The sequence below is a fragment of the Halohasta sp. A2 genome (genome assembly GCF_056175805.1).
Window position 1 is genome coordinate 22,440 of sequence record NZ_JAQFWV010000027.1, and the last position, 16,614, is coordinate 39,053.

Genomic DNA, 16,614 nt, shown 5'->3' on the forward strand with positions numbered 1-16,614 from the left:
ATTGCTTGTACGTATTGATAAGGGTTTACATCAACCGCCGCTACGTCTCCGTCTCACACAATTCTGCCTGCTGACACACTACTGCTCGGCAAAGTACCCCGCCAGCGCATCGGCAACCACGTCGCCTGGCTCGCGGTTCTCCATCGACGCCCGGTGGCGAAGCTCGACGTAGAGCTCCAGCGGTAGTTGTATCTGGAGTCGACCGGGCGTCATCCCCAGTTCTCGCAGGGCTTTCTCCCCATCAGTGCCGTTGTTGATCGCGCTGGCGACCGACCGAATATCCCGAACCGTGAGATCTGCGTCCAGACTCGCCCACGCGAGTAGATACCGGTCCTCTGCGGGAACGCGTGCGATGTGCTTGGCCGCCGTCGGTGCGATATGCCCGCGGGCGACGTGTCGACGGATCGACTGCGGCAGATCGTGGACCCGCGCCCATTTCCGAATAAACGAAACCGTCACTCCATCGCCAGCCTGCTCGGCGGCTTCCTTGTACGAGCCGACACCGCGAACCAGTGCGGCGCAGGCGGCTGCACCACGAAGCATCAACACGTGGTCGTTGCCGCCGACCGCACCGGTGGCGAACTCGTAGACGACCTCGGCGGCCTCGTCGACGCTCTCGGGGTCCTCGGGGTCAAAGCCGACTGCCTCGGCGGCTCGCTCGCCAGTAATCTCGGGATCGGCTCGCACCACCGGTGTCCCAACTGGCGTCTCTCGATCCGAGCCGTACTCCTCACTCATTGTCCCGACTAACGGATGCGTTCTGTAAAAGCATCCTGTTCAGTGGCTTCTGTGGGGTCGGCGTTCCCCTCACAATCCACCCGTGATCAGCGCGCATCATTCGATAGCTGAAGACTGTACGGGACACCTAAAAGAGCTTGTTGCGAATCCGACTAACCCCTCGGCTTTTCGCGGTAACTTCCTACAGGATTGGTCGGTCAGTTTTTGACGGCTCGAAGTCGAGTTACAGTCAAGATGGGGGCGCGTTATGGGTAGGGGACTTCCGCAGCAGCCTCTTGGTCGGCGTCTGTTTCGTCGGCGTCGGCCGTCTCAGCGTCGGCGGTCGACTCCTCGTCGGCCTCCCCATCGGCGGCAGCCTCGGCTTCGCGCTGTTCGGAGAGGTGTTCCCAGACTTCTGCACAGCCAGCACCATCGGAGAGATTCGCCAAGTGGTCCGAATGGTTATCGCTCATTGGTTCGCCTCCGTGCCGGTGATCTCTACGGTCATCGAGACAGTATACAACCCCACCACGGTTAACCACCATCTAACCTGTAACACTGGCCCGGGGTCTGCAATATAGGATTATGTTGCTGGTACTGGCGACGGGTAACCGACTCGAAAATCGATCGACGTCGATCGGTTTCGGATCATCTCGGGCGTCACGGATGCGGTCAGTGATTGCTGTAGACGACTGATAGAGGCTTCCGGAGAGCCTCCTGTCAGATATGAGTGTTGCCCTTCGCATTCTCGACGACGGTGCCTGGCTGTCAGTGAACGATCAGCGCCGAGTCAGCGTCAGCGAACTGTGGCGGCTTGATGCGCCCGATTTCTGTGAGTGTGACCTCGTCGACTTCATCGCCGAGGGGTTCACTGCTGTCAGCGCCGACGGGAGCGATGTCGCGGTTACGACCTACGGCAAATGTATCGCCTGCGGCGAGAGCGGTGTCCCCGGTAAACTCCCGGTCGGCACCATTCAGGACGGGACCTACACCGGCTACGACCGACAGAACATGATCATGCGACCAATCGAACGCCGTCAGCGACAGTAGTGGCAAGAGTATCCGGAATACGAAAGCACCGGGAAGGGTTGACGGAGCAGGGGGCTGTTTACGTGTGTAGAAAAGAAGAGTGAAGTATGCCAACTGACGTTGAGCGATGGAAATCTGAGGTCTACGGCAACGAGATCCGTGAGCACCTCTATCGATTTGCAGAAGACGGGTGGGACGCAATACCGGACGACGAGAGCGACGCGTGGTTCGAGCGCTTCAAATGGTGGGGACTGTACCACCAGCGCAACGGCCAGGAAAGCTACTTCATGATGCGGATCGGGACGCCCAACGGTGTGCTCGAACCGGGCCAAACCAAAGCCGTCGCCGAGATCGCCGACGAGTACGCCAGAGGTCCGGGCACCAACCCGATCTTCGGCAACGGCTACGTCGACTGGACGACTCGCCAATCGATCCAACTCCACTGGATCAAGATCGAGGATATCCCCGAGATCTTCGAGAAGCTCGAAGCCAACGGCCTGTCGACCCAGCAGGCCTGTGGTGACTCGTGGCGCAACATCGTCGGCAACCCGATGGCAGGCAAGGCTCCCGAATTCGTCGAGGCCTGGCCCGTTATCCAGGAGCTCAACGAGACGTTCAAAGGCAACGACGACCACTCGAATCTCCCCCGCAAATGGAAGGTCTCGGTGACCGGCGCGCCCGACGGCTCAGGCCAGGGTGACATCAACGACCTGGCATTCGAGCCAGCCTACAAGGAAATCGACGGCGAAGAGGTTCGTGGCTTTAACGTTCGCGTCGGCGGCGGCCTCTCTCGAAACGAGCCGCGGCTCGCCCGTGAACTCGACGTCTTCGTTCGACCCGAGAACGCCGCCGAGGTCGCCGGTGGCATCTCCGCGCTGTTCCGCGAGAACGGCGACCGCGAGAACCGATACAACGCCCGCATCAAGTTCCTCATGGACGAGTGGGGCCCCGAAAAGTTCCGCAACGTCCTCCAAGAGGACTTTGTCGACTTCGAACTCGAAACCGCGGGCGTCGACCTCCGCGAGCAGTACACCTACAACGCCGGTGGCGAGGAACACGGCGATTTGATCGGTGTCCACGAACAGAAGGATGGCAACTACTTCGTCGGGCTCAACGTGCTGGTCGGCCGCATGGGTGCTGACGACACACTCGAACTCGCCGAACTCGCCGAAGAGTACGGTTCGGGCGAGGTTCGAGTCAGCCAGCGACAGAACGTGATGATCACCGACGTACCCGAGGAAGACCTCGACGACCTACTCGACGAGGATCTCCTCGAACACTACTCGCCGGATCCACACCCGTTCATGCGTGGCTCGGTCGCCTGTACTGGCACCGAGTTCTGTTCGCTTTCGATTGTCGAGACGAAGAACCGCCAGGTCCGCTACGCGCGGTGGCTCAAGGAGAACGTCGACCTGCCCGAGGGCGTCGAGGACTTCCACATCCACCTCTCAGGGTGTACCGCCTCGTGTGCCCAGCCGCAGATCGCCGACATCTCGCTGCGCGGCATGAAAACCCGCAAGAACGGCGAGCCGGTCGAAGCACTCGACATCGGTCTCGGCGGCGGGCTCGGCGAGAACCCACACTTCGCCGAGTGGGTCGGCCAGCGTGTGCCCGTCGACGAGGTGCCCGGCGCGATCAAGAACCTGCTGGCGAGCTTCGAAGCCCAACGCGAGGGCGACGAGACATTCCGGACGTTCATCGCTCGGCAGGACGAGGAGGCACTCGAAGCCCTCATCGAGCCCGAAGAGACCAGCTACGAGGATCCGATGATGCACAACACCAAGATGACGTGGTACCCCTACGCCGACGAGGACGATATGGACGCCTCGCCTGCGCCGACTGACGGCGAGGGCAACTCCATCGCTCCGGCCGACGACTGAGCGACACCTGTTCGCTGCCATTTTTTGTCGTGTTGCGACCGAGTAGTCACTGCGTACCGATTGGTAGTCGACGCCTACGGAGGATCAAAGAAAGCAACAGGGTTATTGGGCTGACTGAATAGTCAGTTAGTATGCCACTGGGCGAACTGTTCGCAGATCCGACCGACACCCGCGAGGAGTTCATGGCTGCGACCTACGGGGCGCTGTGTGAACACGGGTACGCCGACCTGACGATCCAGCGGATCAGCGACCACTTCCCCAAAAGCCGGTCGCTGCTGTATCACCACTACGACAGCAAAGACGAGCTATTGGTCGACTTTCTGGGCTATATTCTCGACCATCTGGAGGCGACGCTCCCACGAGATCGCGACCAGGACGCCCTGACACAGCTGCGGTGTCTGTTGGACCACGTCCTGCCCACCGATCCCACGGCCGAACGAAGCCAGTTTCGCTGTGCGATAATCGAACTTCGGGCACAGGCAGTGACGAACCCCGAGTATCAGGCCCATTTCACTCGGAGCACGCAGTATATCCACGACCAGTTTGAGGGAATTATCGAACATGGGATTGCTGACGGCCAGTTTCAGCCGGTCGACGCCGACCGGGTCGCCTCGCTGTTGGTGACGACCATCGAAGGCGGGATGCTCCAAGAGGCGACGACCGACACCGCACAGTCCTTTGAGATCGGTGCGACCGTTCGTTCGGAACTCGACTTCTACATCGAGAACCGACTCCTGGCTGCCGACAGCGGGGCCACCGAATGAGCAGCCCGACCCGGGATCGCTCGGTCAACGTCATCGACGGCCCGCTGCTCAAACCCCTCGTCGTTCTCTCGCTCCCAATCGTACTCACCAACCTCCTGCAGGTCGGCTACAATCTGGCCGACACCTTCTGGGTCGGGCGGCTCGGCCAGACCGCGGTGTCGGCGCTGTCGTACTCGTGGGCGATCGTCTTTCTGATCATCAGCCTCACGCTCGGGTTCTCGGTCGCCGGAACTGTTCTGGTCGCCCAGCACAAGGGAGCCGGGAATCTCGACCGCGTCGCCCACGTCTCCGGCCAGACGATCTCGCTCGTGGTCATCGTCTCGCTGCTGTTTTCGGTGGTCGGCTATCTGCTGGCTCCGTGGCTGTTGAGTCTCGTCGGTGCGAGCCCAGGGACCACCGAGTTCGGGATGGCCGTCGAGTACACCCGGACGATGTTTCTCGGGATCCCCTTTGTTTTCAGTTTCTTCGTGTTTCAGTCGCTCCTCCAGGGGTGGGGCGACACCCGGACGCCGCTGTATCTGATGACACTCGGCGTCGGCCTCAACGTGATCGTCGACCCGTTTTTCATTCTCGGCTTTCAGGACAACGCGCTGTTCGAGTGGTTCGGCCTCCAGTCGCTGGAGTCGGCGCTGTTTGCGGCGACCGGCTTTACTGGGTTCGGCGTCCAGGGGGCGGCGATTGCGACGATTCTCTCTCGTGGGATCGGCGCGGTCATTGGCATCTGGCTCCTCGTCTCGGGGGCAGTCGGGATCGAACTCGCTGTCAGCGATTTCGTGCCGAACCCCGAGACGATTCGCAAAATCTTCCGGATCGGCGCGCCCGCCAGCATCGAGATCAGCACCAAAGCACTCAGCGTGACGATCCTCACCGCGCTCGTTGCCATCGCCGGAGAGGAGGCCGTCGCCGCCTACGGGATCGGGACCCGTGTCACCTCGATGGTGGTCCTGCCTGCGCTCGGACTGGCACGCGGGGTTGAAACCGTCGTCGGCCAGAACCTCGGGGCCAACCAGGTCGACCGCGCCAAGCAGGGAGTCCGTGCGGCCATCGGGATCGTCGTCGGCTCGTTTCTCCTCTTCAGTGTTGGCGTCTACCTATTCGCCGACGTGCTCATCGACGTCTTCGTGAGCGGACAGGGTGCCGACTCGGTCGTTCCTATCGGGGCGGAGTATCTCCGCGTGGTCGGGGTGACGTACAGTTTCCTCGGGATCTTCTACGTGATCCAGGGCGGGTTCCGTGGCAGCGGCCGCACCCGGGTCGCGATGGTGTTCGCGTTTATCGGGTTTATCGTGCTGCGGTCGGCGCTGGCCTACGTGTTTGCGGTACCGCTCGACTGGGGAGCAACCGGGATCTGGTACGGTGAGGCGGCTTCGAACGTGGTGATGGCCGCGCTCGCGTTCGCATACTTCCGACGTGGGACGTGGACCAACCGGCTCGTAGACGATGACTCGACAGTGGCCGACCAATCCGTCGTAGATGACCAACCACCAGCCGACGACCAGCCACCCACATCCAGCGCCGACCAGCCTCCTACGTCTGGTGATCGGCCAGCCGATACCGACTGAGCGATACGAACAGTCGGCCGACGGTATCGATTACCGTACCAGATAGTAAGGGTCATCTTCGATTTGGTCTTTTAAAAACGCCTCCATCTCACCGGCCCGAACGCCCATCACGTTCAGCCCGTTGAGCATGTAGTGGTCGAGCACGCCCGCCGCGACCATATCGTCGCGGAGCCCACGCCGATTCCAAAAGTACAGGTAGTTGTTCTTGGTGTAGTTCCGCTGGGTAATCTGTTCGGTCGTGCCGTCGACGGTCAACTCACCTTCGACTGTCACGGTCTTGGCGTATGGGACATCACAGATACGCTCGATGTAGTGGAGTTGCGTTGAGATCAGCCACGGGGTACCGATATTGAGGTAGAGCACGTTGTCCGCACTGAGCTGTCCGTAACAGCCCTCCGGCGAGAAGGTGTCGCGAAACCGACAGCCGTCGAACCGATAGCTACCGTCGACGAGAATGGAGTGCAGCGGATCGGGGGTCCGGTACTCCGCATCCTGAAAAAACAGCGAGGAAAACGCCCCCAGCTCGGGCGGTGTTTCGTCGACGTCGAACGCCCCCGTTTCGCGGAACGACTGCGTAAAGCCTGGAACAAGCACCGAGTCGAACGCGGAATCGAGTTTGTCGACGATCAGATCGTAGGGGTTCGTCTCGAATGCGGTTTTGATATCGCTGAGTCCGATGTGGACGAACGCGACGTCTGCGTCCTCGTACTGATCGAGCACCGTATCGAGCACGTCCTCGGCGCTCGGGCCGACTGGATTGGGCTGGTGTTTCAGGAGATAGTGTTTGGCGCTACAGATCGCCGTTTCCGGGAGGTGTGTGACGTGTCGTATCACGTCTCGACCGGTCGACCGGCTGGTGTGTGGAGAGCCCTGTGTCATTGGTGGTTTCGCCTGGCGAACCGAGACGTGGTATCGACGGCTGCTGATCAGTCTGTCGTTGCTGTCGGCTGCATTTCTGTAGCGTCGGGGCGTCGACGCTTTTACTTTTTCACACAAGTAGCCATACGTTGGTATAATACTGTAATTTAATAGTAAATGTGACCAATCCCAATGAGCTATATAGTATATTTAAATTAACTGTATGTATCCTACAACTAGGCTTCCGACTCTCCGGGTAGGTAACCAATCGGTTCAGCGTAAACGCGCCGATCTGACACCGGAACGGGCCCGTTGACGGGAGGTAAGCAGAGAATAACAAACCCCTATTCGGCCCCCAACCCGGATATGATGCGTACGAATCGCGGTTGGATCCGACCGAGCGAGTGGTCGACAGCTGTGACCGCGGGCGAACGACCCCGAGGCCTGATCGATCACGACAGTGGACAGCAACTTCCCACCGGTCGGCAGGCAGACTGTGATCGGTAATGCGGGTTCAGTTCGACGTCACCCATCCCGCACACGTTCACCTGTTCAAAAACGCGATCCGAACGCTCGCGGCCGACGGCCACGCCGTCGCGGTTGCCTCGCGACAAAAGGAAGTAACGACCGAGTTGCTCGATGCCTACGGGATCGAACACACCGTGTTGTCGACCAAAGGAACGACGACCGCGGGCCTTGTCTCCGAATGGTCGCTCCGCGAGCTCAGAACCATCGCATTCACCCACCGGTTCGATCCCGACGTCGTCGTGAGTCGAGCACTCCCTTCGGCAGTCCATGCGGCCGCGCTCACCGGGGCGAAAAGCGTCGTCGTCACCGACACCGAGTATATTTCGACGATCTCGAAGCTCATTACGCCGTTCGTCGACTACTGGTGCACCTCGGAGTTTTTCAGCCACAGCTTCGGTGACAACCAGCGCTACCACCGCGGGTTCGACGAGCTCGCGTATCTCCACCCGAACCGGTTTCAGCCGGATGCCGACCGACTTCGTGCGCACGGTGTCGACCCCGACGAGCCGTATGCTGTCGTCAGGTTCGTCTCGATGGGTGCCCACCACGATGTCGGCCGAGCTGGCTTTTCGCCGGCGGCCAAACGTCGGCTCGTCGAAGCGCTTTCGGCCCACGGGACCGTGTACATCTCCTCGGAGCGGCCACTTCCTCCGGAACTCTCGGCCTATCAGGCACCAGTGCCACCCGAAGCGATCCATCATCTGTTGGCGTTCGCCGAGCTGATGGTCGGCGACAGCGAGACGATGGCAACTGAGGCTGCGCTGTTGGGTACGCCGACGATCAGAGCCAACTCGCATGCGACCGACGAGGCGCTCGGGGTGTTCGTCCAGCTCGAAGAACGCGGCCTGGTCGAATCGATCGGCGATGAAGACGCTGCCCACGACCGTGCGCTCGAACTGTTTCGGTCCGCAGAGGCAGCCGACCAATGGAAACGGCGTCGGGAGACGCTTCTCGACGAGACCGAGGACGTCACCGCACATCTGCTCAAGATTATCGAGGAGGCGGCCGATGAGTAATCGCTCGACACAACAGACTGCCACGCAGCCGACCGAATCGACCTCGTCTCACGCTCCACAACTGCGGGTGTTGAGTCTCGTCACGAACCACCGAGCTCGGTTCTATCTCCAGCAGATCGACGGGCTCCGCGAGCGCGGAATCGATGTCGACATCGTGACCGTTCCGGACGACAACAACGACGGTGGGTCTCGACAACTGACTGATTACGCCCGTTTTTATCTGGCAGCGCTACGGGCTGCACCAGGTGAGTACGATCTCGTACACGCGAACTACGGGCTTTCGGCCCCACCGGCCGTGGCTCAGTGGTTTCATCCGACGGTCGTTTCACTGTGGGGGAGCGATCTCCTCGGCAAGTACGGTTTGGTCGGCCGGCTGTCGGCCCGGCTTGCCGACGAGGTGATCGTGATGTCGCCCGAGATGGCCGCCGAGCTCGATCGGGACTGTCACGTTATCGCTCACGGAATCGATCTCGATCGGTTTCGTCCCGAGCCACAGGAGGTCTACCAGGCCGAACTCGGCTGGAGCTCCGAGGCCGCACATGTCCTGTTTCCCTATCCAGAGACACGCACGGTCAAAAACTACCCTCGCGCCGAGCGCATCGTTGCGGCGGCCGCCCCACGAGTCGATCGGCCGGTCGAACTCCACACCGTCAGTGGTGTCGCTCACGAGGAGATGTACCGGTATATGAACGCCGCCGATGTGCTGCTTTTGACCTCGAACCGCGAAGGATCGCCGAATTCGGTAAAAGAGGCGATGGCGTGCAACCTTCCAATCGTCTCGGTCGACGTCGGCGATGTCGCCGATCGACTGGCTGGCGTTTCACACGCTGCGGTCCACAACGATGATGCGGCACTCACGGATTCGCTCGTCGAACTGCTCCGAACACGCGAGCGTTCAAACGGCAGAACCCATATCAAAGAACTCGGAATTGACACACAGGTTGACCGGCTCGTCGACGTTTATCAGCGTGCCGTCGACGCCTGAGTCTCAGAGGATATCGCACATCGTGATCCGCCACTGGTCGGGAGCTGTCGGAAGCGTCCGGTCGGCGAACTCGGGCGGCCACATCATATACTCGGTTCCCAGCCGAACCCAGCTGTCGCCTGGCTGGGTCGACGAACAGGTTACGATCACGTCTGCACCATTGGCGCGACCGTAGCGGTCTACCGCATCGAACAGGGCCCGTGTGATCGCTGGATGGCCCCACGTCTGTTCGATGACCCGATACTCGCTGAACGTGCCCCGTGAGAGCATCCCGCAGACGAGAAAGTCGAGTATGCGTTCGCTGTCGACTGCGCTGGCGAGAAACACCGTTGCGTCCGGAAACGAAAGACAGTGCCGCAGCCGCTCGAGAGACCGATCGAAGTGGTAGGAGTCGGAGAGAGACGACTGGAGTCGATCGGCGAGCGAACGGACTGTCGGCTCGTCGACCGCGCCCTCGAGCCGATCAATCCGGTAGCGTGGGGTGGTTTCTGCGTCCGGCATCTCCGCTGCGGTATTGGTACGCGTTGAACCACCAGTCTCTGGGTTCGGTTTGGGTCTATCCCCGGTTCCACCGTAGAGTCGACGCACTAGTGTAGCCATACTCCACGAAACGAGCGGGGATGCTGTGAGCTTCCTGTCGATGGGTGCCAGCCGTGAAACCGCGTTCGAAAGCAGCGTACTATCGGACAGATACTGCGAAAACACGTTCGACGGCGAGATGATCGAGACGTACACCGGAAGCCTGGCCCAGTGCCAGCCGTTTTTCTGGTGGTGTTTGGTCGTGAGCTTTCCGGCACGGTTGAATGTCAGGACCATATCCGCCTGCTGGCGACTCATCTGCAGCGACTCATCGAGTAGTTGTGAATAGTAGCCGCGACCACGGTAGTCCTCGTGGACGGCTGTCCCACCATGAATGTGGACAGACAGTGCCTCCTGGTCGGGTGTGTGGAGCTGGTGTCGAAACACTCGTCGCGCAGCAACGACCTGGCCTGTGTCGTTCGTAACGGTAAAATCGTCTTCCCCAGGCTCGAAGTCCGGATACATCGTATACTTCCAGTCGAAGTAGGCTGTCGAACCCCAGCCGTCGAACGCGTGGCACAAAAGCCGATATACTGCCTGTTGCTGCTGGTCCATCCTACCGTCTGTGTGGCAATTGCCGGTATAGTAATGCGAACCCTATTGTCAGAGCTGGCAGAACGAGCCGCACCGTTCGACGGGGGATACGGCCGGTATGATGGAATCTCGTTTCTGAGACCAGGGACAGTGACTTTTTATTCATACACATCGATACTAGGTTACTGCCGACCGACGATACAACCGATAGCACCCTATTATGACTCACTCCCCAGACTCGATGCGTGCCACGGTGGATGTGATCAATTTCTGGTGTGTGGTCGTGCTTATCATTTCGGCGGCGTCTATTGCCGGTGTTGTCGGTGCCGCCGTTGTGAGCGGCGAGTTCGAGGACCGCAATTTCGACGTGGAGCCCGAAAACGAGACCGCTGCTGACGTACTAATCGAAACGCAACCTGACGGCAGCTCGACCGTTCGGTGGTCAGAAAAGGGCGGGGCAGAAACCATCGAAATCCGCGTCGACGATGAAGTCGTCGCCGAACTGGAGGTCGTTGGCGAGGAAACCGAGGTGACGAGCGGTGAGTTCGACGTGTATGCAACCTACTCGGATAAGCCGTCCGAGCGCATCGACTCACAGGGCTGAGCTGTTCGAACTACACTCGCTGCGAACACGGGTCTGTGGCCAAATCGCAGGCCTCTATTTAACTAGTATCGCCGTTCCATTCCTGCTGTCGACCGAACTGGAAGGGCTCGACTCCACAGTAGCGTACCTGCATTCGGAGACGGCCGATCGAAGGGATGATCAATAGTATTCGGCCTGACTACGGCGGTAATGAGAGTCTACTAGACGAAACCACCTAGTAGCCGGACGCTACTCGGTGGGTGGATGCGATACGATTCGGTGGGTGTATGAGGTAGTCGACGAGGCGTAGAAAGGAGGACCGCCGCCACGGTTTCTGGTCGATATACATGCTGAGTCGGCGGGCTCGCGCTTTGGTGAGTTAACGGCCGCCGTTCGGCTATCAGTAACGGTGTTTTGTGACGTGGTTCGGGCCACAAGCAATACATAACAAAGGGGGTTTCGGGGGGAGTACTCCACAGTTCACCTCGTGTCGCCATCCGAAGACTCCGGCGGCATGGACACTCAACTATGAATGATACTAAGCGACAGGCGACGGTTCTGAAGGCACTGTTGGCGATTGGATTTCTCGCGTTCACCGCCGCACTCGCGATCGCATACAGTCGACCGGCAACCGGCTATGAGCTGTCGATCTACGCGTCGACACCGACCGGCTTTTGGATTGGAGCAATCATCGCCGGTGTAATCGCGTTGACCGTGATTTTCGCTCCACCGGCCTCTCGGTTGGTTCGAATGGCGGCACTCGGCCTCGTAACGAGCGTGGGGATGGCCGTTTTTGCGCTGCCGCTCGTTCGAAGCTACTTCTTTTACGGTGCGGGTGACTCAATGACCCATCTCGGCTGGGCACGGGAACTCCTCGCTGGCTCCGGAAGTCCGTTGGGCTTCGTCTATCCGGCGGTGCACATGATGTCGGCGTTCCTGACGGATCTCAGTGGCTTCGATCTGACCTATACTCTTCAGTTCGTTCCGCTCGTCGTCTTCCCACTCGTGAGCATCGTGTTTACGGTGTTGTGTGTCCAGTATCTCATCGATAGCAAGTGGGCCATGCCGATCGGCATTGCTGCCGGACTGTTGTTGCTTCCGATCAACCATCTCAGTATTCACCTGTTGGCTCACCCGTCGAGTCAAGCGATTCTGTACCTCCCGTTCGTGCTGTATCTCGTGTTCCGGTTCGTCAACGAGCCCTCCGATGGCTTTGCGTTCGGAACACCGATCGGGATCGCGCTCGCCATTGCCTGTATCGCGATCGTGTTCATCCATCCACAGGAGGCGATGAGTCTGATCGTGTTGCTGGGCGGCATCGCCATCGTCCAGTTCGGCTACAGACGGTTCCGTCCGACCGACCGGATCGCCCGCCATAGACCGGTCTATGCGCACACGATCTTGACCTCTCTTGTGTTCTTCTCGTGGCTTCCACAGCACGACCGTCCAGCCGAGCGAATCCGGTTCGTCGTCTCACAGTTCACACAGGTGGGTACCACACCCGGCTCGGAAACGACTGGAACCCAAACCTCCTCGCTTGCCGCACTGGGGGGAAGCGTCGAAGAACTGTTCGTGAAACTGTTCCTCGTCGCGCTGATCTTCTGTCTGTTTGCGGCCCTCGTCATGAGTGCCAACCTGCTAGGTCGGCTCGACAACCGAACCCCGAGTCGAACCGCGCTGATCACGTATCTCACCGCAGGGCTCGTTCCGCTTGGCATGTTGTTCGTGGCCGTGTTCGTAGCCGATCAGGGCGACCACTACTTCCGATTTTTGGGCTTCATCATGGTGCCGGTGACGTTGTTGGGTGCAGTCGGTCTCTCGAAGCTCGCATCCAGGCTCGAAGGTTCGGTCTCACGGACGACGGTTGCAACGACGCTTGTCGTTGTCGTGACCGTCATGATCGCGGCACAGGGGCTCGTAGCGCATCCCTCGCCGTACTACTACCAGGGCAACAACCAGGTGACCGAAAGTTCGATGGAGGGCTATTCGGTCGCGTTCGACCATCGGGTCGAAGACACCGCATGGATCACACCACGTGACGGTCCACGCCGGTACGTCGACGCCTACTTCGGCCGACCGACTGCCAACGAACTCGACTTCCCGGAAGACGGTGTCAGAGGTGATATATTCAACTCGAACCTGTCGACGACCTACGACTCGGACCGGTATCTCCCGATACGTCAGGCCAACTACGATCGGGAGATCGGCCTGTACGACGGGCTCCGCTACGAAGAGGAGGGCTTTGAATCGTTGGACAACCGAGCCAACTTGTACCGCGTTCAGGACAACGGTGAGTTCAACTTATACCTCATACGTAACGAGGCTGAGTGATGGAGTTCGCAGACCGTATCGCCTCGGGCGTTAAAGCGAGCTTCGGCTCGCGAATCGTCAAAATCGTGGCCAACGGCCTGCTGCTCGTCATTCTGACACGGTATCTGTTCACAACGAACGAGTACGGACTGCTGACGACGGTGATTTCGGTCGTCGGTGTGGCGTCGATGTTTGCGACACTCGGCTTGCCGTCGTCGGCCGCAAGATACGTCGCTGAGTACTCCGAAACCGACCCTTCGCAGGTTCCACGAATCCTCAAGGTGTCGGTGCTGTTCGTCTTCGGCTTCGGCTTGCTCACTGCAGCCGCGTTGGTGGTGTTCAACCGCCAGATCGCCTCCTTGGTCGACGAGGCGGCGATTGCACCGCTGTTGTTCGTCGCTGCGGTGTACGTGATCTTCGAGTCGCTCCACAAGTATCTGACCGGAATCCTCCAGGGGCTCAACGAGATCCCGTTGAGTGCCGCAGTCAACGCCACGGCATATATCGGTCGACTCGTGTTTGCGATCGGGCTTGTCGTTGTCGGGTACGGCGTCTGGGGTGCGCTTGCAGGTTACATGCTCGGATTCGTTCTCTCGGTTTCTCTCGGTGGCTGGCTGCTGTATTCGCGGTTCTACCGGACGCTGCCGACTGCCACCGAAATCGAAGAGGGACTCGTTCGGAGGTTTCTCGAGTACAGCGTTCCGTTGACTGCGACTCGTGGAGCGACTGTTATAGATAAAAAGATCGATACAATCCTCGTCACAGCAATAGCTGGATTGACGCCAGCAGCGTTTTATGCAGTCGCTAAACAGGTGTCAGATGCCTGTATTGCGCCCGCCAGTTCGCTCGGTTATACGATCTCACCAGCGTTCGGAGAGGATAAAGCCGGCAACCGACTCGAACGTGCGGCCCGCCTCTACGAGTACTCGCTCGAACACGTGTTGATCTTTTATATCCCCGCCACAGTCGGCCTGATTCTCGTCGCCGAGCCGATGTTGCGGGAGGTTTTCGGACAGAACTATCTCGGTGCCACGCCCGTTGTTCAGGTGTTTAGCCTGTTCATTCTCGCGAACGCAGTGAACAAGATCACGACTGACAGCCTTGATTACCTCGGCCGCGCGCGGATTCGCGCGATATTTAAAGGTGGGATGGCGTTCGGAAACGTCGGGCTCAACCTGCTATTGATTCCGATCTACGGTGCCGCAGGGGCTGCTATAGCCACGGTGATCACGTTCGGCTCGTACACGCTCCTCTGTGTCTACATCATCACGAGAGAGCTTCCGGTCCAGTTCGGGGCGCTCGTTCGACCCGTCGGGCGTGTACTTGTTATCGCCGGCATCATGGGCGGCTGTGTGCAGTTGCTGGTTCCCCACGTCTCTGGGATTCTCACACTGTTGGTGGTAATCGGTGCTGGGGGTGGAATCTGGCTGGTGCTTGCTGCGGCGTGGGGCGTAATTGATATCGAACAGCTCTGGTCGTACGTTATTCCCTCGTCGTCGACCGCGGAGTAGTCAAACGGTACTAACGCAGTGTACTAACATATCACGTACTATCGCTGGATGTACTACGTTGAGAAAACAGCCGAAAAAACGCGCGGCGACGGCTAGTCGTCGGACGGAACTTCGGTTTCGGTCGAGTTCTCGGCGTGTCCATCGGCAGTCTCGGCAGTCGACGCCTCGTTGCGTCGGACACTGTCACGGATCGCCTCTTGGAGTTTGACCGTCCATCGAGCCTCTGGGACCGACACTGGCGGCTCACCGCCGGTCATGAGCACCGCTGCCTCACGGTCGAACTGGTAGTAGCTCCCGTTTCGCTCCATCGCCGTCTCCCACTCGCCAGCACGTTTGTCCTTGAGAACCACACTGACGTTTTCGACAGTTCCCCGAACCCGGTCGAGGATCTGATCGATGTTGTTCTGTGCACGTGCGATCGGCGAGGCCTTGTAATCCTTGTCGAGTCGAAGCAACGTTTGGGAGACGAGATCGGCTGCAAGCGTCGCCTCCGAGCCATGGACGTAGAGGATTCGGACTGGTTTGGTCCCCGAGAGCATCTTGATCGTACAGAGCGTTCCGGACTCGCTGACGTACTGGAGCTGTGCGCAGTCGTAGCCGAAATCCATGTCGTACGTACCGATGAGGGACGTTTGGGCCGACACGTCCGCGTCGCTTCGCGGAAGCCCGCCCGCGTTGAGTCCGAGATACAGCGGATGTGGGAGCCCCTCTTCGAACTCGCCGCCCAGTAGTTCGAAGTTCCACGCACCACGGTTCTCGATATCCGGTTCGGTCGACCCCGTATACAGGAGGTCGACGCCACGGATGGCACCGAGCGCCCCCGTATCGATTTCTTCGAGCACTCGTCGCATGACGAGGCCGAACTTGTGATTGTGAACGACCGAAAACCGAACACCTTCTCGCTCGGCAACTGCTGCGAGCTCCTCGAACTGCTCGATCGTCTCCGTGACTGGTTTTTCGATGAGCGTCGGGATTCCGGCTTCGAGAACCTGGGTTGCAACTGCGAGATGTGTCTGTGGAGGCGTACAGACGTGGACCCAATCGAGATCCTCCGATTCGAGAAGCTCCCCCACATCGAAATACGCCTTGATACCGTGTGATCTGGCCTTTGTTCTGGCGGTTTCCTCGTCGAGATCGCAGAGTGCCACTAACTCCGTCTTTGGGTTCTGGGACAGTCCGGAAAGATGGGTTTCCGAAACGGTCCCGCCACCGATAACTGCCGTTTGAAGAGACATCGGGTCAGTATGGCTCTACCGAGTATTTTGTTATGGGCCGGTATCCAGCAACAGTACCACTCGTTCGCTACGGTCGTCGACCTGTAAAGCGACTACAGACACGGTATACCGCGGTTTTCTGCTGATTTCCTCGGCGTGCGAAAGAGCCTCGGCTGTCGCGTCGACCCAGCCACGGCGTACCGTTTTTGAGAGGCGAGCAGTTCAGTAAGGCGTTCTTACAGCGAGACAGCACCACGGTGGCCCAGTATCGACGTCGTCTCATCAGAACAGACCGAAAGCGGGGTGCGGTCCTACTCGAGTGCTAAGACGCGTGACATCAACCCGACTGTTAGGCCCGTATAACTGTATTAGATTGGGTGGTCTCAGGCGGTAGGTACCTCATATTAGTGTTTCATATATTGGTCGCGTCTCAGAACCGTTTAGACTTCACCTCCAGTAGCCTCAACCGAGGCGGTACAGTGAATCTTCTCGTGGAGTGATTCACACAGAATCTCATTGAAGAACCGGTTGTAGCGATCTGGAT

Annotated in this window: 14 protein-coding genes; 9 read left to right on the forward strand and 5 right to left on the reverse strand. The window is 59.4% G+C overall.

The annotated features are described in order from the left end of the window. Positions 1 to 78 precede the first annotated feature (78 nt). Together O2S87_RS09720 and O2S87_RS09725 are read right to left on the reverse strand one after the other, a co-directional pair. Complete coding sequence (locus O2S87_RS09720; RefSeq protein ID WP_475408597.1) at positions 79 to 738, reverse strand: DUF7119 family protein; 660 nt, start codon at positions 736 to 738, stop codon at positions 79 to 81. 245 nt (positions 739 to 983) lie between these two features. Then, complete coding sequence (locus O2S87_RS09725; protein ID WP_475408611.1) at positions 984 to 1,190, reverse strand: hypothetical protein; 207 nt, start codon at positions 1,188 to 1,190, stop codon at positions 984 to 986. Positions 1,191 to 1,443: 253 nt separating this feature from the next. On the opposite strand from O2S87_RS09725, the gene O2S87_RS09730 reads away from it, so the two are divergent. The 4 genes from O2S87_RS09730 to O2S87_RS09745 all read left to right on the forward strand — a co-directional run bounded on the left by O2S87_RS09730 (position 1,444) and on the right by O2S87_RS09745 (position 5,952). Beyond that, the gene (locus tag O2S87_RS09730) at positions 1,444 to 1,767 is read left to right on the forward strand and encodes a DUF8134 family protein (protein WP_475408598.1); all 324 of its coding nucleotides are present in this window, start codon (positions 1,444 to 1,446) and stop codon (positions 1,765 to 1,767) included. A gap of 86 nt (positions 1,768 to 1,853) precedes the next feature. Beyond that, positions 1,854 to 3,626, forward strand: coding sequence for a nitrite/sulfite reductase (locus O2S87_RS09735; protein ID WP_475408599.1), 1,773 nt, complete (start codon positions 1,854 to 1,856; stop codon positions 3,624 to 3,626). A gap of 131 nt (positions 3,627 to 3,757) precedes the next feature. Further along, positions 3,758 to 4,390, forward strand: a complete 633-nt coding sequence (locus O2S87_RS09740) for a TetR/AcrR family transcriptional regulator (protein WP_475408600.1) — start codon at positions 3,758 to 3,760, stop codon at positions 4,388 to 4,390. After that, entirely contained in the window at positions 4,387 to 5,952 is a 1,566-nt protein-coding gene (locus O2S87_RS09745; RefSeq protein ID WP_475408601.1) for an MATE family efflux transporter, read from the forward strand. The genes O2S87_RS09740 and O2S87_RS09745 overlap by 4 nt, the downstream gene beginning before the upstream one ends. A 30-nt stretch (positions 5,953 to 5,982) precedes the next feature. Here O2S87_RS09745 and O2S87_RS09750 read toward each other — a convergent pair whose 3' ends face one another. Further along, positions 5,983 to 6,831, reverse strand: a complete 849-nt coding sequence (locus tag O2S87_RS09750) for an AAC(3) family N-acetyltransferase (RefSeq protein ID WP_475408602.1) — start codon at positions 6,829 to 6,831, stop codon at positions 5,983 to 5,985. Positions 6,832 to 7,316: 485 nt separating this feature from the next. Between O2S87_RS09750 and O2S87_RS09755 the strand changes: the two genes are divergently transcribed. Both O2S87_RS09755 and O2S87_RS09760 read left to right on the forward strand, forming a co-directional pair. Next, positions 7,317 to 8,354, forward strand: a complete 1,038-nt coding sequence (locus tag O2S87_RS09755; protein WP_475408603.1) for a DUF354 domain-containing protein — start codon at positions 7,317 to 7,319, stop codon at positions 8,352 to 8,354. Beyond that, positions 8,347 to 9,339, forward strand: coding sequence for a glycosyltransferase family 4 protein (locus O2S87_RS09760; RefSeq protein ID WP_475408604.1), 993 nt, complete (start codon positions 8,347 to 8,349; stop codon positions 9,337 to 9,339). The genes O2S87_RS09755 and O2S87_RS09760 overlap by 8 nt, the downstream gene beginning before the upstream one ends. A gap of 3 nt (positions 9,340 to 9,342) precedes the next feature. Here the strand turns inward: O2S87_RS09760 and O2S87_RS09765 are convergent, their stop codons facing one another. Continuing rightward, positions 9,343 to 10,473, reverse strand: a complete 1,131-nt coding sequence (locus tag O2S87_RS09765) for a GNAT family N-acetyltransferase (protein WP_475408605.1) — start codon at positions 10,471 to 10,473, stop codon at positions 9,343 to 9,345. A gap of 199 nt (positions 10,474 to 10,672) precedes the next feature. On the opposite strand from O2S87_RS09765, the gene O2S87_RS09770 reads away from it, so the two are divergent. The 3 genes from O2S87_RS09770 (at position 10,673) to O2S87_RS09780 (ending at position 14,856) form a co-directional block, all read left to right on the forward strand. Beyond that, positions 10,673 to 11,056, forward strand: coding sequence for a hypothetical protein (locus tag O2S87_RS09770; RefSeq protein WP_475408606.1), 384 nt, complete (start codon positions 10,673 to 10,675; stop codon positions 11,054 to 11,056). Between the two features lie 507 nt (positions 11,057 to 11,563). Continuing rightward, entirely contained in the window at positions 11,564 to 13,366 is a 1,803-nt protein-coding gene (locus O2S87_RS09775) for a hypothetical protein (RefSeq protein ID WP_475408607.1), read from the forward strand. After that, positions 13,366 to 14,856, forward strand: a complete 1,491-nt coding sequence (locus O2S87_RS09780; RefSeq protein WP_475408608.1) for a flippase — start codon at positions 13,366 to 13,368, stop codon at positions 14,854 to 14,856. The genes O2S87_RS09775 and O2S87_RS09780 overlap by 1 nt, the downstream gene beginning before the upstream one ends. Before the next feature lie 92 nt (positions 14,857 to 14,948). Here O2S87_RS09780 and O2S87_RS09785 read toward each other — a convergent pair whose 3' ends face one another. Beyond that, positions 14,949 to 16,091: a Gfo/Idh/MocA family protein gene (locus O2S87_RS09785; RefSeq protein ID WP_475408609.1), complete on the reverse strand. Its 1,143-nt coding sequence runs from the start codon at positions 16,089 to 16,091 to the stop codon at positions 14,949 to 14,951. Positions 16,092 to 16,614: the final 523 nt, after the last annotated feature.